At 44.8% G+C, this 25,257-nt stretch carries 22 protein-coding genes and 2 pseudogenes; 10 read left to right on the plus strand and 14 right to left on the minus strand.

Annotated elements, in window-relative coordinates:
- Positions 1 to 184: 184 nt before the first annotated feature.
- From QWZ05_RS05785 to QWZ05_RS05795, 3 genes and pseudogenes are all read left to right on the plus strand, one after another.
- Positions 185 to 1,105, plus strand: a pseudogene (locus QWZ05_RS05785) (IS5 family transposase).
- 331 nt (positions 1,106 to 1,436) lie between these two features.
- A complete protein-coding gene (locus QWZ05_RS05790; protein WP_290297200.1) occupies positions 1,437 to 2,162 on the plus strand; it encodes a Fic/DOC family protein in 726 nt (241 codons plus the stop codon).
- Between the two features lie 470 nt (positions 2,163 to 2,632).
- Entirely contained in the window at positions 2,633 to 3,565 is a 933-nt protein-coding gene (locus tag QWZ05_RS05795) for an SDR family NAD(P)-dependent oxidoreductase (protein ID WP_290297202.1), read from the plus strand.
- 30 nt (positions 3,566 to 3,595) lie between these two features.
- Here the strand turns inward: QWZ05_RS05795 and QWZ05_RS05800 are convergent, their stop codons facing one another.
- From QWZ05_RS05800 to QWZ05_RS05810, 3 genes are all read right to left on the minus strand, one after another.
- The gene (locus QWZ05_RS05800; protein ID WP_264875976.1) at positions 3,596 to 3,799 is read right to left on the minus strand and encodes a hypothetical protein; all 204 of its coding nucleotides are present in this window, start codon (positions 3,797 to 3,799) and stop codon (positions 3,596 to 3,598) included.
- 337 nt (positions 3,800 to 4,136) lie between these two features.
- The gene (locus tag QWZ05_RS05805) at positions 4,137 to 5,093 is read right to left on the minus strand and encodes a sensor domain-containing diguanylate cyclase (protein WP_264875977.1); all 957 of its coding nucleotides are present in this window, start codon (positions 5,091 to 5,093) and stop codon (positions 4,137 to 4,139) included.
- A gap of 151 nt (positions 5,094 to 5,244) precedes the next feature.
- Positions 5,245 to 6,765 (minus strand): T6SS phospholipase effector Tle1-like catalytic domain-containing protein, encoded by a 1,521-nt coding sequence (locus QWZ05_RS05810; protein WP_290297205.1) that lies wholly within the window; start codon positions 6,763 to 6,765, stop codon positions 5,245 to 5,247.
- A 376-nt stretch (positions 6,766 to 7,141) separates the two neighbouring features.
- Here QWZ05_RS05810 and cspE point away from each other — a divergent pair, with 376 nt between their 5' ends.
- The 3 genes from cspE (at position 7,142) to QWZ05_RS05825 (ending at position 8,905) form a co-directional block, all read left to right on the plus strand.
- Positions 7,142 to 7,348 (plus strand): transcription antiterminator/RNA stability regulator CspE, encoded by a 207-nt coding sequence (gene cspE, locus QWZ05_RS05815; protein WP_264875979.1) that lies wholly within the window; start codon positions 7,142 to 7,144, stop codon positions 7,346 to 7,348.
- A gap of 172 nt (positions 7,349 to 7,520) precedes the next feature.
- On the plus strand, positions 7,521 to 7,877 hold the full coding sequence (locus QWZ05_RS05820; protein ID WP_264875980.1) for a YibL family ribosome-associated protein: 357 nt from the start codon (positions 7,521 to 7,523) through the stop codon (positions 7,875 to 7,877).
- 137 nt (positions 7,878 to 8,014) lie between these two features.
- Complete coding sequence (locus QWZ05_RS05825; protein ID WP_264875981.1) at positions 8,015 to 8,905, plus strand: DMT family transporter; 891 nt, start codon at positions 8,015 to 8,017, stop codon at positions 8,903 to 8,905.
- Between the two features lie 161 nt (positions 8,906 to 9,066).
- Here QWZ05_RS05825 and QWZ05_RS05830 read toward each other — a convergent pair whose 3' ends face one another.
- A complete protein-coding gene (locus QWZ05_RS05830) occupies positions 9,067 to 9,312 on the minus strand; it encodes a DUF6868 family protein (protein WP_290297208.1) in 246 nt (81 codons plus the stop codon).
- A 313-nt stretch (positions 9,313 to 9,625) separates the two neighbouring features.
- Between QWZ05_RS05830 and QWZ05_RS05835 the strand changes: the two genes are divergently transcribed.
- Positions 9,626 to 10,060: a hypothetical protein gene (locus tag QWZ05_RS05835; RefSeq protein ID WP_290297209.1), complete on the plus strand. Its 435-nt coding sequence runs from the start codon at positions 9,626 to 9,628 to the stop codon at positions 10,058 to 10,060.
- 110 nt (positions 10,061 to 10,170) lie between these two features.
- Here the strand turns inward: QWZ05_RS05835 and QWZ05_RS05840 are convergent, their stop codons facing one another.
- Positions 10,171 to 11,787, minus strand: a complete 1,617-nt coding sequence (locus QWZ05_RS05840) for a methyl-accepting chemotaxis protein (RefSeq protein WP_290297211.1) — start codon at positions 11,785 to 11,787, stop codon at positions 10,171 to 10,173.
- 309 nt (positions 11,788 to 12,096) lie between these two features.
- Between QWZ05_RS05840 and QWZ05_RS05845 the strand changes: the two genes are divergently transcribed.
- The 3 genes from QWZ05_RS05845 to QWZ05_RS05855 all read left to right on the plus strand — a co-directional run bounded on the left by QWZ05_RS05845 (position 12,097) and on the right by QWZ05_RS05855 (position 15,961).
- Positions 12,097 to 13,110: a Gfo/Idh/MocA family protein gene (locus tag QWZ05_RS05845; protein WP_290297213.1), complete on the plus strand. Its 1,014-nt coding sequence runs from the start codon at positions 12,097 to 12,099 to the stop codon at positions 13,108 to 13,110.
- Complete coding sequence (locus QWZ05_RS05850) at positions 13,107 to 13,589, plus strand: GNAT family N-acetyltransferase (RefSeq protein ID WP_290297215.1); 483 nt, start codon at positions 13,107 to 13,109, stop codon at positions 13,587 to 13,589. Before QWZ05_RS05845 ends, QWZ05_RS05850 begins: the two co-directional genes overlap by 4 nt.
- A gap of 245 nt (positions 13,590 to 13,834) precedes the next feature.
- Complete coding sequence (locus QWZ05_RS05855) at positions 13,835 to 15,961, plus strand: methyl-accepting chemotaxis protein (protein WP_290297216.1); 2,127 nt, start codon at positions 13,835 to 13,837, stop codon at positions 15,959 to 15,961.
- Positions 15,962 to 16,020: 59 nt separating this feature from the next.
- On the opposite strand, the gene kduD (QWZ05_RS05860) is transcribed toward QWZ05_RS05855, so the two are convergent.
- From kduD (QWZ05_RS05860) to kduD (QWZ05_RS05900), 9 genes and pseudogenes are all read right to left on the minus strand, one after another.
- Complete coding sequence (gene kduD, locus QWZ05_RS05860; RefSeq protein ID WP_290297218.1) at positions 16,021 to 16,782, minus strand: 2-dehydro-3-deoxy-D-gluconate 5-dehydrogenase KduD; 762 nt, start codon at positions 16,780 to 16,782, stop codon at positions 16,021 to 16,023.
- A 105-nt stretch (positions 16,783 to 16,887) separates the two neighbouring features.
- Positions 16,888 to 17,069: pseudogene (locus QWZ05_RS05865) on the minus strand (hypothetical protein); the annotation flags it as partial.
- A gap of 1 nt (position 17,070) precedes the next feature.
- The gene (locus tag QWZ05_RS05870) at positions 17,071 to 19,071 is read right to left on the minus strand and encodes a heparinase II/III domain-containing protein (RefSeq protein WP_290297220.1); all 2,001 of its coding nucleotides are present in this window, start codon (positions 19,069 to 19,071) and stop codon (positions 17,071 to 17,073) included.
- A gap of 6 nt (positions 19,072 to 19,077) precedes the next feature.
- Positions 19,078 to 20,511, minus strand: a complete 1,434-nt coding sequence (gene uxaC / locus QWZ05_RS05875; RefSeq protein WP_290297222.1) for a glucuronate isomerase — start codon at positions 20,509 to 20,511, stop codon at positions 19,078 to 19,080.
- A gap of 134 nt (positions 20,512 to 20,645) precedes the next feature.
- Positions 20,646 to 22,412, minus strand: a complete 1,767-nt coding sequence (locus QWZ05_RS05880) for a sodium:solute symporter family protein (protein ID WP_290297224.1) — start codon at positions 22,410 to 22,412, stop codon at positions 20,646 to 20,648.
- Between the two features lie 322 nt (positions 22,413 to 22,734).
- A complete protein-coding gene (locus QWZ05_RS05885) occupies positions 22,735 to 23,370 on the minus strand; it encodes an RpiB/LacA/LacB family sugar-phosphate isomerase (RefSeq protein ID WP_264875992.1) in 636 nt (211 codons plus the stop codon).
- A gap of 51 nt (positions 23,371 to 23,421) precedes the next feature.
- A complete protein-coding gene (locus QWZ05_RS05890) occupies positions 23,422 to 23,742 on the minus strand; it encodes a cupin domain-containing protein (protein ID WP_290297226.1) in 321 nt (106 codons plus the stop codon).
- Positions 23,712 to 24,275 (minus strand): YgjV family protein, encoded by a 564-nt coding sequence (locus QWZ05_RS05895; RefSeq protein WP_264875994.1) that lies wholly within the window; start codon positions 24,273 to 24,275, stop codon positions 23,712 to 23,714. The genes QWZ05_RS05890 and QWZ05_RS05895 overlap by 31 nt, the downstream gene beginning before the upstream one ends.
- A gap of 28 nt (positions 24,276 to 24,303) precedes the next feature.
- Complete coding sequence (gene kduD / locus QWZ05_RS05900; protein ID WP_290297228.1) at positions 24,304 to 25,065, minus strand: 2-dehydro-3-deoxy-D-gluconate 5-dehydrogenase KduD; 762 nt, start codon at positions 25,063 to 25,065, stop codon at positions 24,304 to 24,306.
- Between the last annotated feature and the right edge of the window lie 192 nt (positions 25,066 to 25,257).

The raw sequence follows: 25,257 nt of genomic DNA on the forward strand, positions 1-25,257 counted from the left end.
ATCGTTATTCAAGTAAAATGTGTGATTATTGTATTTTTGCCAAATCTACAAGAATGGCGAGTATTGAAGTTGCACTAGCTGAGATCAAACGTGGCGAAGAAGAACGGCTTTGTTGCTTAAATCGATGGAACTAAATCAAGAAGCTACGATCTGATCGGCTACACCCATTAATTGTCCTAGCCTCATGCCTAAACCTCGTTACAAAACAACTAACTGGACGCAGTACAACAAAGCCTTAATAAACCGTGGTTCTCTGACCTTTTGGATTGATGAGGAAGCGATAGCCGAGTGGAAGCAAAACAAACAAGGCAAGCGCGGCAGACCTCGCCAATTCAGCGACTTAGCCATTACTACTGCACTGATGGTGAAACGCATATTCTCTATGCCGTTGAGAGCACTGCAAGGATTTCTAGACTCTGTATTTAAGCTGGCTAACATCCCGCTAGTTTGTCCCCACTACACCTGTATAAGCCGTCGAGCTAAGGAAGTTGAGGTTTCATTTAAAACTAAAACCAGAGGTGCGATACAACACCTAGCCATTGATGCCACTGGCCTCAAGGTTTATGGCGAAGGTGAATGGAAGGTCATGAAGCATGGTACTGACGGCAAGCGTAGGGTTTGGCGTAAGCTGCATATCGCAGTAGATACTAGCACCCACGAAATAGTCGCAGCAGAGCTGAGCTTATCTAACGTAACCGATGCGGAAGTACTTCCTAACTTGCTTAAGCAGACACGTCGTAAAATCATTGAGATATCCGGCGATGGTGCTTATGACACAAGGAATTGCCATGATGCCATACGGATCAAGCGAGCTGTTCCGCTCATTCCGCCACGAGAAAGGGCTGCCTTCTGGGAACGAGGACATCCTCGCAACTTAGCAGTAGGTTGCCAGAAGCTCTACGGCTCTAACAAGAAGTAGAAAAAGCGGTATGATTATCATAAGCGCTCGCTCTCAGAGACAGCAATGTATCGGGTAAAACAGTTGTTAGGTGGGAAACTAAGCCTAAGGAATTACAACGCTCAGGTTGGTGAGACTTACGCTATGATCAAAGCGTTGAACAAGCTTACAGGGCTTGGTATGCCTGAAACTCAGTATGTTGTATAGGAATTACTCAATTCAGGCGGTTTGGTTTCCTGTCCGAATTACGCAACAAAGCCCAGCTCCTTGACAGTTCAGCCTGCTGCGGGGTTACTTAATGAAGCCAGTACCCACGCAGAGAAAGTCCTTATCTCACAAGAAGTAAAGACAAAACCATTAGGGTATACATTCATTAGTGGCAATGCTTCAACTTGTGTTCCCAGGCAGTGTTCTGATTGGCTATGAGAAGTCGTCGCTCAGTAACGACTAAAAGCTACGCGAAACTTTCAAATAGAGTCATGACATCAGCGTGCTTTAATATTCAAGCTCTTGATAAAAATAACAAGGTACCATCGATATGCCGTCTGTCGCCAGTTCTTCATCCCAGAAAAGAATATTCAAGCCACGTCTAGTCAACTACAAAACTAGTCTTAGTTACGAAGGTTTAGTCACTGAAGCTAACGGCCATTCTGCTGTTGTTTCAACAAAATCAAATTCCAATGTAAAAGTAAATGACGATATATATACCTATCAGGGTTCGGGGGTATTAAAAAACAGTTTAAATATACGAGATGCAGAAGAATTACAAAATATCGAGATATCGCTCACCACAGAACGGTATCTTTGCTACCAGAGTAAGGTCACAAAGCTTAACCAGCTAGATTTCTCCCACTTAAAAAATTTGCATTTTCATTTGTTTCGGGACGTTTACTCCTGGGCAGGAGAAGTTAGAGATATAAACATCGCCAAGCGCGATACTCTTTTTTGCCTCTTTGGTCGAATTGAGCCAGAAGCTGCGAAACTGTTTTCTAAAATCCCCGCATTAAGCAACCCCACTTCGACAGATGAATTAATAGAAAAGTTAGCAAGCCTCTTCTGTGAACTCAATTTACTTCACCCCTTCAGAGACGGTAACGGTCGTGCGTTGCGATTCTTTTTTGAAGAGCTTCTGTTCACGCTTGGGTATGAAATACACTGGCCAGCACTCAGTCAACATGATTGGATAGAGGCAAATATTGCAGGGGTGCATCAAGATCTCGAACCTTTAGCAAGTATCTTAAGCGAAGCCATGGGGTTGAAATGAGCTAGCAGCAATCTCACCAACTGGGAGGTAGGTAATTTTAAAAGAGATCAATTTAGCTAATACCTAATTGCTCAGTCAAAGCATGCCCCAGCGATAATTTAACTGAGGCAAATTTGTGCACTGACGATTTGTAGTGGATCATTAAATTTGGCCTCCTCTTTGAAGGCTTTGCCATTAGCTGTAATAGGGAAAATCGGCTCACTTCCGTTGGTGCATTACGCGGCCGTAACTCGTCTTGGGGCATAAATAAGTTTGCACTAGTAGCCACAAAGCACTCTTTACAGACCACTGACTGAACTAAACAAAATCACCAAACCTGATACAAATAGGCATATTTTAGAGAGAATATCGCCTATCTAATCTCAGTTCAAATGACTAAAGTAACCATATTGAATCACTTAAAACGTAATGCAAGGCTTGGGTGAACAGGCTCTTGTCATTCTTTTATCTCTCATTACTGGGGTTTTAATATGACTTACTCTTCAATTCTCATTACAGGCGCTAATTCAGGACTTGGATTTGAGGCCGCACGAAAGTTCGCTCTGCAGAAAGGCGTTTCCAAAGTCATTTTAGCGTGCCGTAACCAAGCTCGCGCAGAAGAGGCTCGTCAACGGTTGGAAGAGTTAACTGGCAAAAAGGTGTTCGAGATATTAATCGTTGATGTTAGCGATTTAGAGTCATGCCAAAAAGCGGCTGAAAACCTCAATACCAGAGTCGATGGCATTGTATTGAATGCCGGAGGGGCCGGCGGCTCTGAACCGACTAAACTGACAAAAGATGGCGTCATTTTTACCTTTGCTGTAAATGTTCTAGGTAACATCCACTTAACTGAGCTTCTGATGCGCAACGGTAAGTTATCTAAGAATGGCTCTGTCATGTATGTTGCAAGTTTTGCCGCGAGAGGCGCGCCTGAGTTGGGGTCGAAAAAACCACCGATCACCGAGGGTTCAGTTGAAGAGTGGCGAACCGTCGTTAATGGTGAAAAGTTTACCACCAACACGTCATACACAGACCACTATGGCTCCGTAAAACTGATGGGGGCATTGTGGACGATGAGCATGGCGCGCAAGCATTCAGACATGAGATTTATCACAGTTGATCCCGGCATGGCCGTGGGTACTTCTGGAGCGGATGACTTCCCTTGGTATCAGAAGTGGGCGACCAATGCCACAATGCGAGTTATGCAGTTCATAGGCAGAGCGCATTCTGTCGATGTTGGAGCGCAGCGTTATGTCGATGTTCTGCTCAATGAAGATACTTTTAAAACGGGTATCTGGTGGGGTAGCAAGAAAGGACTTACAGGAGAACTGGCTAACCAGCGACAGCACTGGCCTGAAATTATCGGAAGTGAACTTGCTCAAGACAATGCAGCTGCCGTTATTCACTCTTTTTTGCCTCATTAGTTATCGAGTGTCACGCGTGAAGCTCATAGGCTAGCCTACTTCAGTAATTCTGATATTCGGCTTACTTGTGTCAATCAACAGGCTCCACTCTTTGTCGAATGCCTCGACGAGAACAGCATATTGATTTGGAAAGCCTTTCAGTGGTGCTGATTTCATATTATCAATGTATGCCGGAGGGACAGAGTACTGACTCTCCATGTAACGTTTAACTTCAATAGAATGTGAATTGTTCATTGCCGATTGCTTCCTTGATGCCGCTCAAAGTGGATGATTCACCACTTCATTGTCACTAATTGATTGCACGTGGCTTCTCGCCCTCTTATGACACGCTTAGTTTGTATGCATGAGCCAGATGCCCGTGAATCGTGATGGTAAATGACTTCTATGAATGTTTTATGTACAACTTGTGGCATTAGTGTTCTGGCTGCGGTAGATACTCTTTGAATGGATTCGTCTTTATATAGATTGGTTTAATGGCAATATCGTCAATATGGCTTATCTAGAGGGGCTCATCCTGCGGCTAGACTTTGTTCAGATGACTAAACCAATCTCCTGGCCTAGAAAAACCGCCTCACCTTGGACACTTATCTTTATACATTTCACAATCGGCCTTCTCAATCCGCTCTTCTAGAGTGGCTGCACTATCATGCTTAAAATGACTGATGCCGAGGCTATACTCAATGCAGTAGGGTTTACCAAGCTCTTGGTTTATTCGAGCAATATTGTCACTAAAACGCGAGATACTGAATTGGACGATATCAGGGTTTGAATCGGTAAGAAAAACTGCAAATTCATCACCACCCCACCGGGCAACAATGTCTGATTCCCTAAAGGTTTGAACCAGCTGTTGTGCAAAAGTTTGCAGCACAAAATCGCCCTCTGCATGCCCATAGGTATCATTGATCGCTTTGAACTTGTTTAAGTCGAAAAGCAACACTGAGCTATCAATCTTGCTGCGTTTACACAGTTTAATCGCTTGCTCACCACATGACATCAAGCCCCTGCGGTTGGCAATATTAGTGAGTTCATCGATGGTTGCGACCTGCAAGGTGTGTATCTCATGCTCAACCATTGCCCCAAGATCACAAAGTAGCTGACGCTCGTCTTTGCTGAGTTCTTTTGGCTCACTGTCGATCAGGCACAATGTACCGATGTTTATCCCAGGCCTAAGCTTTAATGGATAACCGGCATAAAAACGGATATTAGGCTCTCCTGTCACCAGTGGGTTATCACTGAATCTTGGGTCTTGTCGGGCATCTGGAATAATGAAAAGATCGTCGTTGAGGATCGCATGACCACAGAATGAAATTTCGCGAGGCGTCTCTGTCGCGTCAAGACCCTGAATGGATTTGAACCACTGTCTGTCTGAATCAATCAAACTGACCAGAGCCATGCGCACGCCAAACACTTGCTTTGCCATACGAGTAACACGATCAAACGCCTCCTCGTAAGGCGTATCCAAAATATCGAGCATCTTTAAAGCGTGAAGCCTCTCGGCTTCATTACACGGCATCTTCGGAGGCGTCATTCATCATCCTTGTTCTAGTGCAATCTAATGTACGTTAAGTCACTATAAATAAGCCACTATTTATACTAGCCAAGAATCAGAGTAGTTTAATAATCAACCCACTGACAAGCCAATAGAGTGTAAATTTAATGATTCATAAGCCCCTTCACACTCAAACCACCTCAACCTTCAGCGTCACATAACCTCGATTGTTACCATAGAAGCCCCAAGCATCATTAGGGTAACAATAGAGGTAGCCTCCATTTCCCTTTACTTGATACTGTGCTTTATCGCCAATCTCAAATGACTCGAGTGGAGCGTGAGTACCATCCTTTTGTGGATTACCGCCATTAGCGACAGTGCCCATCAAACAGAACCAAGGAGAGTTTTCGTGGCGCTTGGTGCCGGAGAAGTCTTGGTCTTGATGAAACAGAGTATTGAAGGCGTTCTCTAGTTTACCAAACAGGCTACCAACCACATGCAGTGCCTCCGAGATATGAAATTGGCCATCGTTAGTCCCTTTTGGACCGCAGACAATCTTTGCATCTTTCCATGCGCCTGTTGCGCTAAAGCGATACTGCTTGCCTTTTTCAAGATAAATTCCTGTCCAGTGGTAAGGCTGATGTGCATATATATCGACACTGACAGGTGATGTTTTGGTCGGTGTTAGTGTCGGTAAGTATCGACCTTGGGTAATAGGCGGTTTTGTCATACGTTGAATCGCGGAATCACTAAGATATTGAGATTGTGATAGCAAAGGGATAGAGCGTGGGGCGGGCAAGAGTACTTTCATTAAGCCTTGGTGGGAATCGTGCAACTCGTCTTGATAGTTTGGCGCAATCTGGTCAAGAACCGCTTGATCCCAATAGATGGCTTTAATGGCACCATTCAACTCATCAATCATCCACTCAAGTGCACCATCGGATAGCCCTTTCTCTTTATAGCCTCCACCAACATCACTGTGTACGCCGGGAAACCACACTTGCTTGATATCAGAAGTGCCGTTATCGGACTCCCACAGGGTGGGTGAAAAACTGCCTCGCTTCTCATCTATCGCTACAGCGTGACGAGCCACCTGTACATTCTCACTCAACTTAACATCATGAAAGCTGTACTTACTCACGATATCGAACAGATTCAATAGGTATTTATCATTTGGGATCCCCAAAGCGCCAACGGTGTCCCACACACCAATAAATGCGACTTTGTTTGAACGCGGATGAAACTTCACGCCAAACTTATCGACAAGGTATTTGCGTGGGTTTTTGCTCTGGTCTTTGTTGCGATAGCCATATTGATAAATGGTTTCGACTAACTCATCTCGTTGGTCGTCCGCCACTTGTGAAAAGTCAGCGATGCCCAACTTCGTGATCATGCCACCTAAACAGCGAGCGGTATATGCACCGCGGCTAAAACCCAATAGAGCAATGGTATCTTTGGCTTGATACTTATCACATAGCCATAGATAACACTCTTTAATGTCTTCGCTTAAGCCGACCCCAACCATGCCACCGAGAACTTTATCAAACAGCCCGCCCGTCCCGACACCCTCTTGATAGTGAACCAGCTGTTCTTTGGGAACGGGTTTCAGACAATTGAAAATTTTGCGTACGTTAGTGGGCGCAAGCTCGCCATCGTCGCGATTGTCCTTTGCATTCCAAGTGCCGTCACAGCAGATAAATAGGTTTTTCATTGCTAGCCTCCTTTTGTTGTTATTGTTTCAGAGGTTAGATATACAGCGTGCGATTCTGCGTGATATGCGCCGCAGACATCGAGTTTACCCTGTCACAGCGACAACTCATTTCAAAGTTGCTCAAAAGTGAGCCAGAAGAGCCCATTTTGGGCAAAGTTACAATTAAGTGCCTAGATAGTTCATAAAGGACTATCTATTCGTCTAGATTGGTGTATAGTAGCGCTTGCTCTGGTAATAGAGTTGTTTTAGAAATACCGTAATAGTTAGTTTTCCAGTTGTTCCTTCTTAGTAAACACCTGTACTACCCTTCGTTATTGTCGTCTAAATAATTACTACTTCAGCGCATTACATTAATTAAATACAAAGGGGACATCCTATGTCTAAAGCTACTGGTACAGTAAAATGGTTCAACGAAACTAAAGGTTTCGGTTTTATTTCTCAAGAGAACGGCGACGACCTATTCGTACACTTCCGTTCAATCGTTTCTGACGGTTTCAAAACTCTAAACGAAGGTCAAAAAGTTTCTTTTGACGTTGAGAGCGGTCCTAAAGGTCCTCAAGCTGCTAACGTAACTCCATTATAAGTTACCGTTTAAACAGTTTCTTAAAGCCTTGCTCTTGAGCAAGGCTTTTTCGTTTCTGAAAGCTAAACATTACAAACACTTCTACACCTTGCGCCAACCTGTCTACAATTAGTACAACTTGAGCGCTTGTGCTAGACTCGCCTCCCTTTTCTGATTCACCGAGACAACACAGATGAAAATTAAACAAGAGTTACAGAACCTTAATAACCGCATTAACACGTGTCAGCGCAAGCTTGACGCGGCTAAGTCTCGTGGTGATCAGGAAATGATTACAAAGTTCACTGATGACCTTGATAAGCTGAGTAAAAAAGCAAACTCTCTAAAGCACAAACAGAGTTATGACCTCAACAAAGAGCGTAAGAGTCTGCTTGATATGCCATTCAAGCGTGCGATCACCAAAGAAGAACAAGCCGACATGGGCAAACTGAAAAAATCAGTTCGTGGTTTGGTTGTGGTTCACCCGATGACGAAGCTCGGTAAAGAGTTGCGCCTTGAAGTTATGACAGGTTTCGCACCGAAAAAATTCTAAGTCCTCCCCATTTATGGGGGGACTTTTAGGCAGACCCGGCTCTTAAAACTAAGCCTTGTCTGCTCCTAAATTTATCAGGGCAGGTCTTTACCTGTCCTTTTACTATCTGTTAGCTCAACGGTTCTTTAAAGATAACTATGACCTCTAACCCAACCTCACTGCTGCCAACTGGCGTAAAGTTCATGCTGCTGTCTGCAATGGGCTTTGCCCTGATGTCTGCCTGTGTGAAATATGTCAGCACTCATGGCATCCCTGTTTTTGAAATCGTCGCTGCAAGGGCACTAGTATCACTGATTTTGAGTTACCTTGATGTGAAAAGAAAGCGTATCTCTATCTGGGGTAACAACCGAAAGCTGTTGTTAGCACGCGGAACTGTTGGCACGATGGCACTCATGTGTGTGTACTATTCTGTCACTACTCTGCCGCTGGCTGAAGCGACTATTTTACAATACGTTCACCCTGTTTCGACAGCTTTACTGGGTTTGCTGTTCCTTAAAGAGCGTATTCAACTCCCGACACTGATTTGTATCGCTCTATGCCTACTTGGCCTTTTTGTTATTGTTCAGCCGAACATGGCGGGTAATCATGCCGAAGACTTGCCTCTCTTTAGTGTTGGCATAGCATTGCTTGGCGCGATGGGAAGCTCAATTGCTTACATCATCGTGCGTAAGCTCAGCCGAACAGAAGACAGCTCAGTTATCATCTTCTACTTCCCGTTAGTTGCGTTGCCAACCTCTATCCTTCTAACTTGGAATGACTTTGTGATGCCAAGTCTTTACCTCACCTTTATGTTGGTACTGATAGGGATATTTACCCAAATTGGTCAATATGGTTTGACTAAGGCGATGCAAACTCAGGCCGCAGGGCAAGCCTCAGCCTATTCTTACATTCAGATTGTGTTTTCAGCTTTGATTGGCGTTTGGGTGTTTAACGAGATTCCATCTATCTGGACATATATGGGCGGCGGATTGATTGTGACAGGTGCGCTTATCAATGTGTTTGGGCGACAGTTAAAACTCGTGAAGTAGCATCATAGAAATAGAGACAAAAAACGCAGCGACAATTCTCTCGCTGCGTTTTTCATCATATTGAACCACAAACTAAGCGTAGCTTAGTCTGTGGTGCTCGAGCTCTGTTTTAAGCCCTATCACCAAAGGCAACAGAAATGCCTGGTAAAAACCTATAATTTTTAACCAATGATCTTTAGCGCAAGATAAGGTACGACATTCAGTACAAGTGTGAGTATTTTGTAATGACTTAAATAGCAAAAGTATTGTTGATTCAGTTCACTCTCTGTCAGCGCAGATACACGACTGTGAAATGAAACTATGGCGGATCTCATCGTGGTGAGTAGCAGACTAGATAAGGCAAGCAGTGCTAGATTGAGCACTGAGCACCAACCAAAAAACTCAGTCACTAGATCGATATCTAACATCAGCAACTCCATTTCAACGTTCAATTTTCACACTAACATAAAGTGTTGACTTGATATTTAACTAAGATCATCATTTCAATCTAATTACAATTCACTGCGACATGCCAATGGCACTTAATTAATGTGTTTCAAAATGTAAGCCATAACTATCAGTCACCACATCAAATAAACAGACTAAATCCATTTTTATCATTCACTTAAGTCACAATGGTTAACCTATATCGCATTCATGCAAGTGATAACATTGACACTTATTATACTGTGTTGTTTGTATTAAAATTCGCGCCACTTTTTACTCAAATTTTCTGCAGACATGAAATATATAATTCAGCTACTCGTACTAATGAGTGTCTCATTCGGTGCGGCAGCCAATAAACAGATCGGTGTCGGAGTGGGTTTTCACTTTGGCGAAAACGAAATTGAGGAGCAATGGGAAGATGATTTTCGTGTCCATGGCAGCCTAATGTACAATGAGCCAGGCAAGCTTTATACGAAAATCGCTTCGGATTTTAAACACTACCATACGGCATCAGCAGGGATTAGTATTCCTGTTCAACCGTTTGAACACGGTAGCGCCAGCATCGGCATTGGTGGCGGTGTTCTTGACTACAAATACAGCGATGACAACTGGGTTGTGTCGTTAATGTTTGCCTCCAACTTGGTGTTTCACAACCTTGGTCAAGGTGCGACTATCGACTTTAACAGTGATATGATTGCGTTTAATTACTTTATTGCCTTCATTCAATAAACTACTTTTGTAGTAAACCAAAGCTGAAATCACTATAATGAAATAAGAAGTCTCTGTGACTCCTTATTTCATTAACATCACTCTGAATCGAAAAAACATCTTTGACCGTTTTATCCGATCTTAAAGTATGTTAACTGCTGCTTAAGCTCTTCAGCGACACTCACCATCTCTTGTGTTTGCTTGGCTAGATGCTCTGTTGCATGGCTGATTTCTGCTGCAGACAAGTGAATCGTTGAGACATTTTCACTCATCTCGTTTGCAACACCACCTTGCTGCTCTGCCGCTGCAGCAATTTGAGCCACCATGCTATTAGCTTGAGCCATTTCAGACATCATGCCATCTAAAGTCACTTTAGTTTCATTGGCAACCTGGGTTGTCGCATCAATATTTTGATTATTGCTCTCCATCACGTTGAGCACTTTATCTGCATTGTCATAAAGCTCATTGATGGTTTGCTGAACCTCATTGGTTGAAGCTTGCGTGCGACTCGCTAGATTTCGTACTTCATCCGCGACGACCGCAAAGCCACGGCCTTGCTCACCAGCTCTCGCCGCTTCAATTGCCGCATTTAGGGCCAGCAGGTTGGTTTGCTCTGAAACTTCTTGGATCACTTGAACAACCGCACCGATATTATCAACGCCTTGCTTAAGCTCTGCCATCAGCTCTGATGTTTCAGTGATCGACGACGATATTGTGGTCACTGCTCCGAGTGTCGAGTTCATGCTTTCACGACCCAACAAGGCTTCCTGAGAGACTTGATCAGTGCGCTCAGAGGTCTGCTCTGCATTGCGCGCTACGTCTTTGATGGTGCTCGACATCTCTGTCATTGCTGTTGAAAGCTGTTCTAATTGCTGATTCTGAGATGCAATGCTCGTTGAAGTCTCTTCACTTGTTGAGGCAATGCTCTCAGACAAAGCACTGGCCTTTTCCGCTGTTTCTAGCGAAAGTGTCAGTGTTTCTCTCATCGTAGATTGCATAGCTGCAAGGCCTTTCGATAACTGGCCAATTTCATCGTCTCTTTTCAAACCGACGAACTGAGTGAGATCCCCTTCTGAGATACGTTTTAGCTTATTCAGCAACTGATTAATTGGTTGCACAATACTGTTACCAATAATCAAACTTGCTGAGAACAACAAAGCTATCGCAACCAAAGCGATCGTTGCTTGAATTTGGATATTGCGAACAAAGGCTTGCTCAATGTCAGAGACAAATAAGCCCGAGCCAATAATCCAATCCCACTCACGCACATAGCTCACGTAAGAAATCTTATCGAGAAGCTCGCCTTGTGGAGACAGCCACGTGTAGTCAAGCCCACCAGCGCCGTTCGTTCGAGCAATCTGAGACATCTCTTGCCAGTGGTGGTGCCCGGCACCATCACGCACTTGCGTCATATCATTACCCACCGATGTCGGGCGCAGTGGGTGCATCACTAGCTTGTTGGAAGTATCTGTTATCCAGTAGTAGTTATTTCCTTCGTAGCGCAGTGCAGCAAGACTTGCCAACGCCTGTGATTTGGCCTCTTCAACCGACAAATCAGTGCGATTTTTGTAGTGATTAACAAGGGAAATCGCCGTTTCTACTTGGTGCTCTAATTTCTCCGATCGCTCTGTAAGCTGCTGTTCTTTCTGTAGAAAAAGGTTAAATATACTGGTACTTATGAGCAGGAAAGCAGCAGCAAATACCATGAGCAGTAACTTATATTTTATCGCGAGGTTCTTTAATACCACTGTGGGCCTCTTATTGTATGTGTGCAATCTAGTGGTATTCTGCACTGCAACTCATGTCATTAACAGAACACGCCGCGCACTTATAATTGATAAGTGGTATCAATATGTAACTTCATGTAAACACAACCTACGTTCTTCCTTCCTGATGAAATAACTTTCCGCCTAAAAAATAAGAATTGTGACTCTAGCCGCATGTGATTTATCCAAGTTCCGACATAGCACCGATTTTCCAACAAATCGAACGCGGTAAGGTATATCCAATTCAAAATTTAATGGCGTGATGCCAAATAACATAATTGAGAGAAACATATGTCAGTCACATTTTGTCCAAACATACGCTGGGGAATCATCGGCCCGGGACGTATCGCTCATCGCTTTGCTGGCGCATTTTCTGCCATCAATGATGGTGCGCTCTATGCTGTCGCCAGTCGCAATAAAGAGCGATTAGCCGTCTTCGCAGACCAGTTTGGCATACCACACCGTTACACCGATTATGAATCTATCTTAGCGGATCCAAATGTAGATGCGATTTACATTGCTACGCCCCACCGTTTCCATTTTGAGCTAGCTAAACAAGCACTTGAATCAGGAAAAGCGGTACTGTGTGAGAAACCACTAACGGTAAATAGCACTCAAAGCCAAACCCTATTCGAGATTGCCAAACAAAATGATGCCTTCTTAATGGAAGCTCTCTGGTCGCGTTTCTTACCCGCATGGCAACAAATCAAACAGTGGCTCAATGACGGTGTTATTGGCGAAGTTGTCTCGATGCACTCTTCCTTCGGATTCAAAGCAGAGCGCAATGTCGATGACCGCTTATTTAACCTTGAACTCGCTGGCGGCGCGCTGCTTGATACTGGTGTATACAATATTGCTATGTCTGATTTCGTTATGGGACAAGCACCCGATACCATCCAATCTGACGTGTTGGTGGGTGCCACGGGCGTTGATGAACGCTGCACTGTCACTCTGAGCTTTGGTGATGTGCGCAGTGAGTTTACCTGCTCTTTCTTAGAAGCCTTACCCAATGAGTTCCGTGTTGTCGGCTCAGACGGACAAGTCATCGCTAAGAGTAATTTCTGGGAACTGGATAGTGTGCAACTGACAAACAAAGACGGTTCTGAGCAGTGCTTCTCATTCCCTCATCTAAGTAATGGGTTTGAGTATCAAGTGATGGAAGTCCATCGTTGCCTGCACGCAGGAAAACGTGCCAGCGATAATGTTTCTCCCGAGTTTACTATCCGCAATATGGCCGTTATGGATGCGATTTTAGCGCAAGCTGGTGTGCGCTACCCGTTTCTAAAATATGAGGCGACCGTATGATAGAACTCGATACACTGAAGCCCAAATACCAAGAGAAAATCCTTGAGATTTCATTGACGACAGAACAGGAGCAGTTTGCCAGTTCTCCCCTCGCTTTTTTGGCAGACAAAACCATTGGTGTTGACCATCATGTGATAAAAATTGAGTGTGACGTGGTTGGCTTTTTCAAGCTCGACCGCTATTTTTCAGAGCAAAATGATTTTGCGCCCGTACGTTCACTTGGTTTAAAGGCGTTTGTTATAGACCCGGCATTTCAAGGCCAAGGTATTGGCCAGCGTGCGGTCAATGCCTTGCCCAAATATGTCAAAAGTCACTACCCTGATTTCAATACGATTTACCTCACTGTCAACTGCAAGAATGACGCGGCAAAACACTGTTATCTCAAAGGTGGGTTTATCGACTCTGGTGAGTTGTATCTAGGCGGACCTGTTGGCCCGCAGCACATCTTGTATCAAGATTTGAGCAGCCGAAGGATATAGTTGCTCTCAACAGAATCATTATAAGAACCCATGCCATTGGGTGATTAATTCAGCCCTAAAACCAGTCACTTAGTTTAATCTCAAGCGATTACTTTTAGTGCATTGCACCAAAAGTAATCGCTCGCTAGCACCAAAATAATGCACTCCTATCTGCTTTCACGCCCAAAGCACTCAAAAACACCCCATTAAGACGTGGTTCAATAATTGCTAACTTATTAATAGTTATAGAAACACGGACAAGAATAATGGATTTAACGCTTCAAGAACGTCATTGGCTAAAATGGTTTGGTAGAACCGGAAAAATTGCAATGCGCAAAGCCTGCTTTTTCAATCGAAATCGTACCAAAGAACTAGAACAGACTTTTGATAGTATCGCCCATACGCGTGTTCAACTTCTAAAGACCTGGGTTAATAATCAGTGGCACTTTCTTGAGGATGCGGCTCTCTACCTATCGAGCCGCAGGGAAGATCAAACCCAAGAAACCTTGCAACAGCTATTAAGGCGGGGACAAGACTTCTCCGAACTGTTCATTACCGATCATCAAGGCACCACGCTACACTCATCATTCTCACGCCACATAGGCCAAGTGATTGTCGATGATAAAGCGCATACCCACGGACAACAAAAGCGTTATTTACATGGTCCTTTCGTTGACCCACGTAGCCTTGAAGTCGGTGCATCGAGCTCATCATTTCATGATGAAGTCACCCTCATGTTTTATGTCCCGTTTACCCGAAGCAACGGCGAACAAGGCTGTCTCGTTGGTCGTATCCCCAATGATGTGATCAGCGATCTAATTCAACGTGAGGCAGGGCATATATACAGTGAGTCTGGCGACAACTACCTATTCATGGTCAAATCTAATCACGACCCAAGCATTCAACCGGGCATTGCCCTTTCACGCTCACGCTTTGAAGACAACACCTTTTCTCATGGCGAAAACCTAAAACAAGGTGTCAGCACCGACTGGGGTAGTGTGAAAATCCAACGTCACACTGAATTTGAGATCCGCTTTACCGATCCTGCCACTAATGAATTGCACCCAGGTGTCCGCGAGACTATCAAAAATGGCAGCAACCTCTTCGTTGAATACCCTGGGTATTCCGACTATCGCCATATTCCTGTGATTGGAAAAGGCTTAACGTTTCAGCTAGAGGGCTCTCCTGACACCTTCGGTATGATGTGTGAGTCTGATTTAGAGGAGGTGTATCGTGACCGTAGCCTAAGTCAAAAGCTATCTACCCACTTCATAACCAGTATGACGGCGACACTTTTTGTTCCCCAATTTATCGCTCACTGGTTTAACTTAGGCCTTGCAGCACAGAGTGCCCTCATGGTGCTGTGTATGTTTATCAGCCTACTGCTATTTCGCACGTTTTCAGCAAAGCCACTCGCTAATAAAGTGCATCAAATGACCATGGTGATTCAAACTTTAGCGGAAGGTGATGGCAACCTGAGACAACGTTTAGACCCAAGCAGCTTTAGCAGTGACGAGCTAGGGAGTTTAGGTCGTTGGATCAACAGTTTTATCGATAATCTCGACGGTATAATTAGTGAACTGGTGCATGCCAGCAGTGAGGTTAAGCAAGTGTCTGAATCTATGTTTAGACGCAGCCAAGTCATGCGCTCAGCCAGTGAAGAGGCCTCTGCATCGCTAACGAATATGGTCGAACTAAGCCAGCATCAACAAGATGAAATCACTAATGCGAATGTTTCAGCCACCCAAATGGATGTGGTAATGAAAGAAGCGGTGGAAAGCGCAGAACAGGAATATCAACAAGCAGCACAAGGAATGGAGACCGTGCGAAGCATAGTTGAAACTTCCGCGCTGAGCGTCAACCAAGTCAACAGTGACATGGACAAGGTCTCTGGCATCATTGACATCATCACCGATATCACTGCACAAACCAACCTGCTGGCACTCAATGCTGCGATTGAAGCTGCTCGTGCTGGCGAACACGGACGCGGATTCTCTGTGGTAGCGTCTGAAGTGCGAACTTTGGCGGATAGAACTTCCGAAGCAGCCAATCATATTGGCAGTATCATGAAAGAGCTCAATACTAAGTCACGTCAAGCGGTCGTCTCTATGGAGCAAGGAGTAGAGAACGTCAGTAACGGAAACTTGATGGTCAATTCCAGTGAGCGCAGTGAACAAATGCATGCTGCGGTCTCCGACCTTTTCCAAACCATCTCTAAATTAGATCAGAACAGCACACAAAACGGCGCTACCGCTGATAAAGCGCAGCGCTCTGTACAAGAGCTTCAGGGCTCAACTCAACAACTCGAACGACGAGTGACCCTAATGAGTAATGCACTAGAGCGTCTTGAGCAGTTAGTCGGGCGATTTGAGGTGAGCAGTAAGGTCGCTTAATACACACTCCGTTTAACAAAAAAGAGCCAGTCAACACTGGCTCTTTTTCTTACGCAATACTACCTTGCTAACCAACCGCCATCAACAGCGATGGTATGGCCATGCATGTAATTGGAAGCAGCTGAGGCTAAGAAAACGCAGCTACCTGCCAAATCTTGTGGTGTGCCCCAACGGCCTGCTGGAATACGCCCAACAATCTCTTTATTACGCTGACCATCTTCTCGCAGAGCCTGTGTATTGTTCGTCGCCATATAGCCCGGAGCAATACCATTCACATTGATACCATATTGCGCCCACTCATTGGCCATCAGGCGTGTAAGACCAAGCAGGCCACTCTTTGATGCCGTGTAAGAAGAGACTCGAATGCCACCTTGATACGACAGCATAGACGCGATATTAATGATCTTGCCGCCTTCGCCTTGAGCGATGAACTGCTTCGCAACGGCTTGTGACAAGAAGAACACCGACTTGGCGTTGGTGTCCATCACGTCGTCCCAATCTTGCTCGGTAAAATCGAGCGCATCGTTACGGCGAATGATGCCAGCATTGTTCACCAGAATGTCGATTCGGCCCGCTAGCTTTAGTGACTGCTCGACCACGTCATTGACACACTGACTGTTGCTTAAATCCGCCTTTACATTGTAAAAGCGCTGCCCTGCTTGCTCTACAAGCGCCTGAGTTTCTGTCGGTTCAGAGCGATTGACGCCAACAATATCACACCCAGCTTGGGCTAAACCCACAGCCATTCCTTGACCTAAACCGGTATTGCAGCCAGTGACGACAGCGACTTTGCCTTGCAGATTAAATGCATCAAGAATCATTACTCATTTCCAATATCAAACGCTTTTTTGAATATGGCTATGTTGGCAGAGTTAATTTTGTATGACAAATCTTAATGCGACATCATTTCTGGTTTTCCGAAAAATCTACATCGAGATGGTTAATGGTGGTTCCGGTACCTCAAGAAAACACGCGATCACTCGATAAAGCTCACCTTCTGCAACTGTCACCTTGCCGTTCTCCTCGATGACTAATCGACACGCTTTAACAAATTGGGCGCGTTGAACGGGTTTAATTGCAGCAACAACTCCAAGGACGCACGACTTAAATTACAGTAATGTCACTTCACACGTAGTAAAACAATAGCGCCAATACTGCTCATCACCCGCATTGCTGATGGTAAACCACACATTGCAATCATCCCAGTTCACTGATTTGAGCTCAGCACTTTGTGCCTCAGAAAGGTCATGCAGCACCACTGTTTTAAGCTCAGCTTGAGATGAGCGGATCAGGGTATAAGCCAAATCAGACGTTGCTGGGTTATCCGGCGCATATCCCGTTAACACATCGACATTGTGATCCGTCACTACATGCTGATGATAATCGGCTTGTTCTTCAATCTTATATCCTTGAGTAAAACTGCGCTGACCTTCAACTAAATGTGTGTCTGTCATGCGTGCTAACGCGCCTTCAAGTGGATTAGCAACTGCTGCGCGCCACTCGTTATCTTTGTGTTCGCCACGAACGTGGTAGGTCAAATCTAGCTGCTGTTGGTTTGGGTTGCCAATCACGTTTAACTCTACCGCCAAATGACCTAACCAAAGCATAGTACGGCGGAAAGAAACGTCTTTATAAGCGGCTGAATCCCACTGCACGATCGTATGGCTATCGACTATCGCTTCAGGCTGTGACCAATCGGCCAAGGTATCCACCAAAGTGAAGCCTTCTCCTTGCTGATAGCTCAGCAAAGATGGGTCAATCGGTGACTGATTTTGCTGATTCACAACCAAGGTATTATGAGTCGCGGTATTTTTGTAGTAGCCATAGTGCAGTTCAGCGCCATAACCCGTTGTCCCCAAATCAGGTAAAATCTCTTTGCCATCGCGGGTCAAAATAAGACCTAAACGGTCATAGTGATCATGCTCACCGCCGTATGGTGCGTGTTTGAGTAGCATCGCATTATTACGTGCTTCATCTAGTGCAATCGTGATACCCACCTCTGCACTGTGTGTTGATTGACATTGCAGTGTTCTAGCGGATGGCAACTCATCCACACCGTAAAGTAGTGCATCGATATTGTCGCGGCTGATATTTTGATAGATGCTCACTAGCGCACTTGCAAACTCCTCACACGGATGCTGTTTATAGGCAAACTCGAACAAATGCGCATGCGTGAGCTTTTCTTGCCCTGCAATACAGTCATTCAAACGCGGGAAGTCACCCGTGTTCATCACTAACTGCAATGGGTATTTCATCATTTTCAGATAGTTAGGGTTGGAGCTTACTGAGTATGGTGTGTTGCATGCCATCTTCTCAAAGTTCTGTAGAGCCTGCAGCGCATAGTAGTGGTAGTGAATTGAGCCTTCAAACCACATGCCATCGCCCATCGAGCCATGGTTCAACTGATAGTGGATGCCATAATCGGTATTGAGCGCAAAATCGAGATACTGCTGATCATCGAGGATCAAGCCAATCACACCAATCGTCGCATTAATTTTCATCTCGTGGTTGTGCAGTTGATCAGTGCGGTGCTCAATCAGAAAATCAGCACCTTCACGCAGCAAGCGTACTTCAATTTTTTCTTGCTCTTCCTCCGTTAAGGCTTGCTTGATGAAATCATAGCCACGCGCCAAATCAATATGGCAGTTCGCTTCACATAATGTTTGTGCGTTTGCTTTACCTGGGCCGTTATATGGAATGCCGCCGTGCACTTCATAATCTGGGTAATAAGTCGCGTAGGCCAACAGAATTTCACGTACTTTCTCCAAGTACACTGGCTCTTCAGTGAGATGCCACAACAAACCAAGGTCATAACACGCTTTGGCATTAATGCCATTTAACCAACGCCACCAAGCGCCGTCATAAGGCTCACCAGTAAACGCTTTGCCATCAACAGGGCAGCAGTGAGATTCTAGTTGATGCCTGTCCCATGTTAGACGCACACCATGCTCTGGACAAAAGTAGTAAAGATTCCATGTTGCGCGGCCGTCAGTCGGCACCAACACATCGTTATTCAGCACGACTTCATTATTGTTCTTTAGTGCTTCGATGGTTGAAACTGTCGCCTTGCGTTTGATAGACGCCATCTCTTGAGCTGAAAACTGTAACATCAATATTTACTCCCCTAGCTGGGCTGACTGATTAAAATTGAAATAGCGCTCTGCATTCTTGTAACAAATATTCTCAATGGTTTGCTTGAGCAGTGACTCATCGTGAGGAATCTCTCCCTCTTCTACCCACTTAGCAAGCAAGTTACACAGCACTCGGCGGAAGTATTCATGACGGCTAAACGAGAAGATATTCCGTGAGTCCGTCAGCATGCCTACGAAGCGCCCTAGTGCACCTAGATTTTTCAGAGTAGTGAGCTGCGCCTCCATGCCATCCTTGTGATCGTTAAACCACCAAGCTGCGCCAAATTGGATTTTACCTGCTGAGCCATCACTGTCTTGGAACGCACCCGCCATACAGCTTAGAATGGCGTTATGATTTGGATTTAGGTTGTAAAGTACGGTGTTAGGCAGCGTCTGCTCTGCATCAAGCGCACTGAGTAACTGAGCAAGGTTTTCCGCAATCAAGCGATCATTGATCACGCTAAACCCAGTACCTCCACCTAACGCTTGCTTGCGGCGTTGATTGACATTCACCAACACCCCAATGTGGATCTGCATGCTCCAGCCGTATTTGTGATAGCGCTGGCCTAACTCGATAAATAAGCGAGTTTTAAGCTGAACAACCTCATATTCGGTGAGAGCTTGGTTCTGCTGCGCCTTAAAGAACAGTCGCTCGACTTCTTGGCGATCACAAGGGGCAAAGTCGACCGTTGTCAGACCTAAATCTGAGAGACGGCAACCCAAGCGGTGGAAGTTTTCAATACGCGCTTCAATAGCCGCGACAAAATTTGCAAAGGTGTTCGAAGGAATTGTCGTTAATGTTTGTAAGCGTTCGGTGAGGGTGTTCAGCGCCTGTGAATCATCAAATACAAACAGTTCATCCGCTCTGAACGTCGGCAACACTTGAACATCAAAGTCAGATTCAGCAAGCGCTGCATGATATTGCAGGTGGCTTAATGGTGAATCTGTCGTGCATAGCGTTTGTACCTTTAAATTCTTGAGAACCTGACGCGTAGTGTTTTTCCCCGCTTTTAACTGCTCATTACAATGCTGCCAAATCGTCTTAGCATTTTGCGGATTTAACAATAAATCGCAATCAAAGAAGCGTTTCAATTCAAGGTGAGACCACTGATACAAAGGATTACCGAGTAAGTAAGGCATCGCCTCACACCACTGAGTAAACTTGTCATTATCAGGCGCATCTCCTGTAATAAAATGCTCGTTAATGCCATTGCTGCGCATTGCTCGCCAAACATAGTGATCACTGTATAGCCAAGCTTCGGCAAGGTTGTCGTATTGAGTATCCTGCCAGATATCTTTCGCATCGAGATGGTTGTGATAATCGATAATCGGTAAATCTGCGGCGTAGCAATGATAAAGCTGCTGTGCTAACTCGGAAGTCAGCAAGAAGTTATCATGAATATAATTTTTATGTTCCATCGTTCTTTTCTCGAAAGTACTTAGGCAGAGGGCCTATCCCCTGACTAACTACTCTTGTATTGCACTACAAAAAAGTGTTTCAAATAGCTAAGCCATCCATAACCCTGAATGGCTTAGCATTACTCAAAGGCGAATTAGCTTTGAGTCTGGAGTTTTAATTTGGGTGAGACCTTAGCGCTCTTAAGAAGTAGAGCACCCACCGTCAGAACCACACCACCACAGAAGACAAATGCCATGCGTCCCCAGAATGGATTTGGAATCAGAACCATTGCCATCACAAGCGCACCAAAGACGAGAATCAGACGGCCCAGCATGCTGCGTTGTTGACGGTCAAATTCATCTTGTCCTTCTTCTTCAATCACTGGCGTTGCGACGTCTGTCCAGAACTCGTTTAATTCTTCAGCACGCTCTGCTTGTGGCGCTTTGTAGAACTTCGTTGTTAGGCAGAAGAAACCACCCGTGATAACAAGGTGACCGATGATGCCATTCATAACAATCAAGTCAGACGCTTCGCGACCAGTGAAGCCATTCTCTAGACCCAGCATGTTCGCAATGACGTCTGGAGTAATAACAAAGCTCACTAGGTAAGATACGAATACACCTACTAGCAATGTTGCCCACGCTGCCCAGTCCGGTGTTTTCTTAATGAACATACCGAAGAACAGAGGCACTAGGATTGGCATTTGAAGAAGGGTACTTACGTACATCATCGCATCGAACAAACTCAGTTCACGTAGTGAGTTGATAAACAGTGCGACAATGATGATAAGCACGCCGAATACTGATGTGACCAACTGGCTAACACGCATCAGCTTTTTCTCTGAAGCAGTTTTGTTAATTATTGGGCTATAGAAGTTGCGAACAAAGACACCTGCATTACGGTTTAGGCCAGAGTCCATTGAAGACATCGTTGCAGCAAACACTGCCGACATCAGTAGACCAACCATACCCACTGGCATTGCGCGCTCAACAAAGACTAAGTAAACCGCGTCCGCTGCTTTGCCACCTAAAGCATCAGAGTGAGCAACGAGTGCATCTGGATAAATGACCGCTGAAACCCAAGGAGGCATGAACCAAATTGCTGGGCCAATAAGCATCAATGCAAAGGCAAGAAGTGCTGCTTTACGAGCATTTACCGAATCCTTTGCAGTAAGGAAGCGGTAAGAGTCCTGCATGTTGTTGATGTTTTGCAGCTGCTTAACAAACATGAAGATGAACCATGCAACAAACAGTAATGGGTAGTTCATGTCAGGACCCATGATCGAGTCTGCAGGGAACTGTTCAATCAAGTTACTAGGGCCACCGATTTTCACGATCGCAGCCACCGCACACACGACCGTCACCGCCATGATAACCACCATCTGAACGAAGTCTGATGCAACAACGCCCCATGAACCACCGATAACTGAGATGAATAGAACAATCAAACCTGTCACAACAATCGTGGTTTCGATATCAATTTTGAATACAGCACTCACGAACAGAGCAAGACCGTTTAACCAAATACCTGTGTATACAATACTGGTTGGCATGGTTGCCCAAGTGAAAACTTGCTCATTAGTTGCACCAAAGCGACGACGTACACCCTCAACTGGTGTCACCACACGCATTTGACGGAAACGGTATGAGAAGAACAACCAAGAAAGAAGGAAGCCAAAGGCATTGGCAATGAAGATCACCATGATTGGGAAGCCGTCTGTAAACGCCTTGCCCGCAGCACCTGTAAATGTCCAAGCACTAAACTGCGTCATAAACGCTGTTGCACCTACCATCCACCAAAGCATCTTACCGCCGCCACGGAAGTAATCACTCGTCGAGTTTCCAGCAAAGCGTTTGAAGATAAGTCCAACCGCAATCATGAAAACAAAGTAAACCCCAACTACGAGTATATCTATGTTCATTTTGTTACCTCTGGCAATTTTAAAATGATAATTAGTAATTTATAAAACAATGGTTCAATAATAATTTAGTATGACAAAAGATCTAGCCAAAGACATGGGAAATGTGATCAATGAAACGCTGTTTTAGATTAATTTATGAGAACTTTGAAGCACGCACTTTTTGTATAGTTTTTGAGCTTGTGACGAAATTTAGGCCCAAAAAAAGCACCTACCAAAAGGCAGGTGCAAACGAACGGACGTTCGTGGATACTCTCTTGCTTCCAGCGACACCGAAGCCATTAACCGTATATCGATATAAACGGTGCCGCGAAATAAAGTGCGTTTAGTCGATTAGAGACTTAACGTATTCTGCGATCTCTGGAACTTGGCAGTTAGAGAAGAAGCACTCTTGGAATTGAGCACTGCCAACGGCTTGCTTAACTAGCTCTTGGTCGATTGCACGTAAAGACTCAACAACATCTTTACAAACTGCAGATTTAACTTCGCTTAGGATAGCTGCGTTTGCTTGCTGTGGTGCTGCACGCTCAATTGGGTAGCCTTCGCCACGAGCGCCAGTGAACGCTTTTTCGAAGATGTAGCGAACGTTCAGTTCACCTGCCCAACCAAAGCCTTTTGCGAATGCTAGAGACAGTGCATTGCCGTTGTTGATTTGGTTGAATAGGAATGCATCAGATGGCTCTAGGCAGTAGCCACATACCACACCAGGGTGCAGATTACTTGCCATCATTGCGCCTTGACCTGTACCACAACCTGTTACGATGAAGTCTACAGCTTTAGAGTTCAGTAGAATGCTAGCTTGAATACCTAGGTGGATGTACGTTAGGTGATGATCGTTCTCATCGGTCATGCCTACGTTGAAAACTTCGTGACCTAGGCCACCAGCAACGTTGTTAAGTTCTGCTGCAACCATAGCGTTTTTTGGTGCTTGGCTGTTTTCCATAGTTAGTGCGATTTTCATTTGATGCTCCTACAGTGACCTGCAAATAATTAATTCTTTATAAATAATGTCTTAAATAAAGTCTTTACGCATTGGCGTAAAGTTATCGATCAGCACGCCCGCCTCAAGGCAAACGCAACCATGTTCAATATTTGGCTCTTTATACATAGTGTCACCGGCTTCAACCACTTTGGTTTCTTCGCCGATAGTAAACTCAAACTTACCTGATAGAACGTAAGTGAGCTGCTCATGAGGATGAGAGTGCATAGCGCCAACTGCGCCAGATTCAAAGTGCACTTCTACTGCCATCATGTTGTCATTGTGAGCCAGAACTTTACGTGAGATACCCTCACCTAAATCTTCTAGTGTGATGTCTTTGTTGTGTACAAACATGGTGTATTGTTCTCTTGTCGATTCGCTGCCGCTTTGGCTTTTCGTTGATCAGCAATCAATCGAAAAGTGGTGCTGAGATTGACTGTAATCAGGGTCATCTCCAGCATGGTGCCACCAATAGATCCTACAATAATATTATTAATCAACCAGCAGCAAGCGCCAACCAAAAAGCCCAATCTCATTGCAATTCCTTTGAGGCAGAACACACTATAGGTGCCAATCGCCGTACCCAGTAATGGCCAAATATCATGGACAGATTCCATAAGGAAATATCCACTCACAGCGCTGATTGCAATGAAACCAGATGCGACCACCAGTGACGATACGTATATCGATGTCGCTGTGCGAAGGGCAGACAGTGCCGAGCTCGCAACAGAAACCAGTGATCCGAGTAAAAAATAGTGAATAAGGTGGTTGATGTGAAAAAACAGCATCAAGACTTTCAGCTTGCGATCGTCCTTCTGATAGAAGGTAAAAATACCGAGCGCTAAGCTAACAAAACCTAGGATTTGAGCGATAAACGCATTATCCATAACCACCTCTTACTTCACAAAGGGGGAATTAACGTGACAACCAACCGCCATCAACAGCAACAGTGTAGCCGTTAATGTAGTTAGAAGCGCTTGATGCTAAGAATACACACGGACCAGCAAGGTCTTCTGGCGTACCCCAACGAGCGGCAGGAATACGGTCTAGGATCTCTTTGTTGCGTTGCTCATCGGCACGCAGTGCTGCTGTGTTGTTGGTCGCCATGTAACCTGGTGCAATAGCGTTTACATTGATACCGTGGCTTGCCCACTCGTTCGCCATTAGACGAGTGACACCCATCACGCCACTCTTTGATGCCGTGTATGAAGGAACACGGATACCGCCTTGGAATGAGAGCATTGAAGCGATGTTGATGATCTTACCGCCTTCACCTTGAACAATCATCTGTTTAGCAACAGCTTGAGACATAAAGAATACCGACTTAACGTTGATGTTCATTACGTCATCCCAGTCTTGCTCTGAAAAATCAATCGCGTCATTACGACGGATGATACCTGCATTGTTCACTAGAACATCAATTCGGCCTAGCTCAGTCACAGCACGGTCAACGATTGAAGGGATATCATCTAGCTTCATTAAGTTTGCACGAATATCAACAAACTTACGGCCTGTTGCTTCAATTTTTTCTTTTGTTTCTGCTGGCTCAGAGATATTCACACCAACAATGTCACAGCCTGCATTTGCAAGACCTAATGCCATACCTTGACCAAGACCAGTGTCACAACCTGTAACGATAGCGACCTTACCTTCTAGATTAAATGAATCAAGAATCATGTTCGTTCCTCAAAAAAGCTGATATTTCGTGTTTGGTTTTGATGGCTCGCCATCCTGTGAAATTGAATATAGCAATTTTTAAAACCGCATTTCAATTTAATTTGACATATCTTTTCAAAAAAGTTGACGGAGATCTCCATTTTGTATGACAAGAGACTTGTTCGGTTTCAAATTTTTAAAAACCATTTTTAA

Source organism: Vibrio agarivorans, assembly GCF_030409635.1.
GTDB lineage: Bacteria > Pseudomonadota > Gammaproteobacteria > Enterobacterales > Vibrionaceae > Vibrio > Vibrio agarivorans.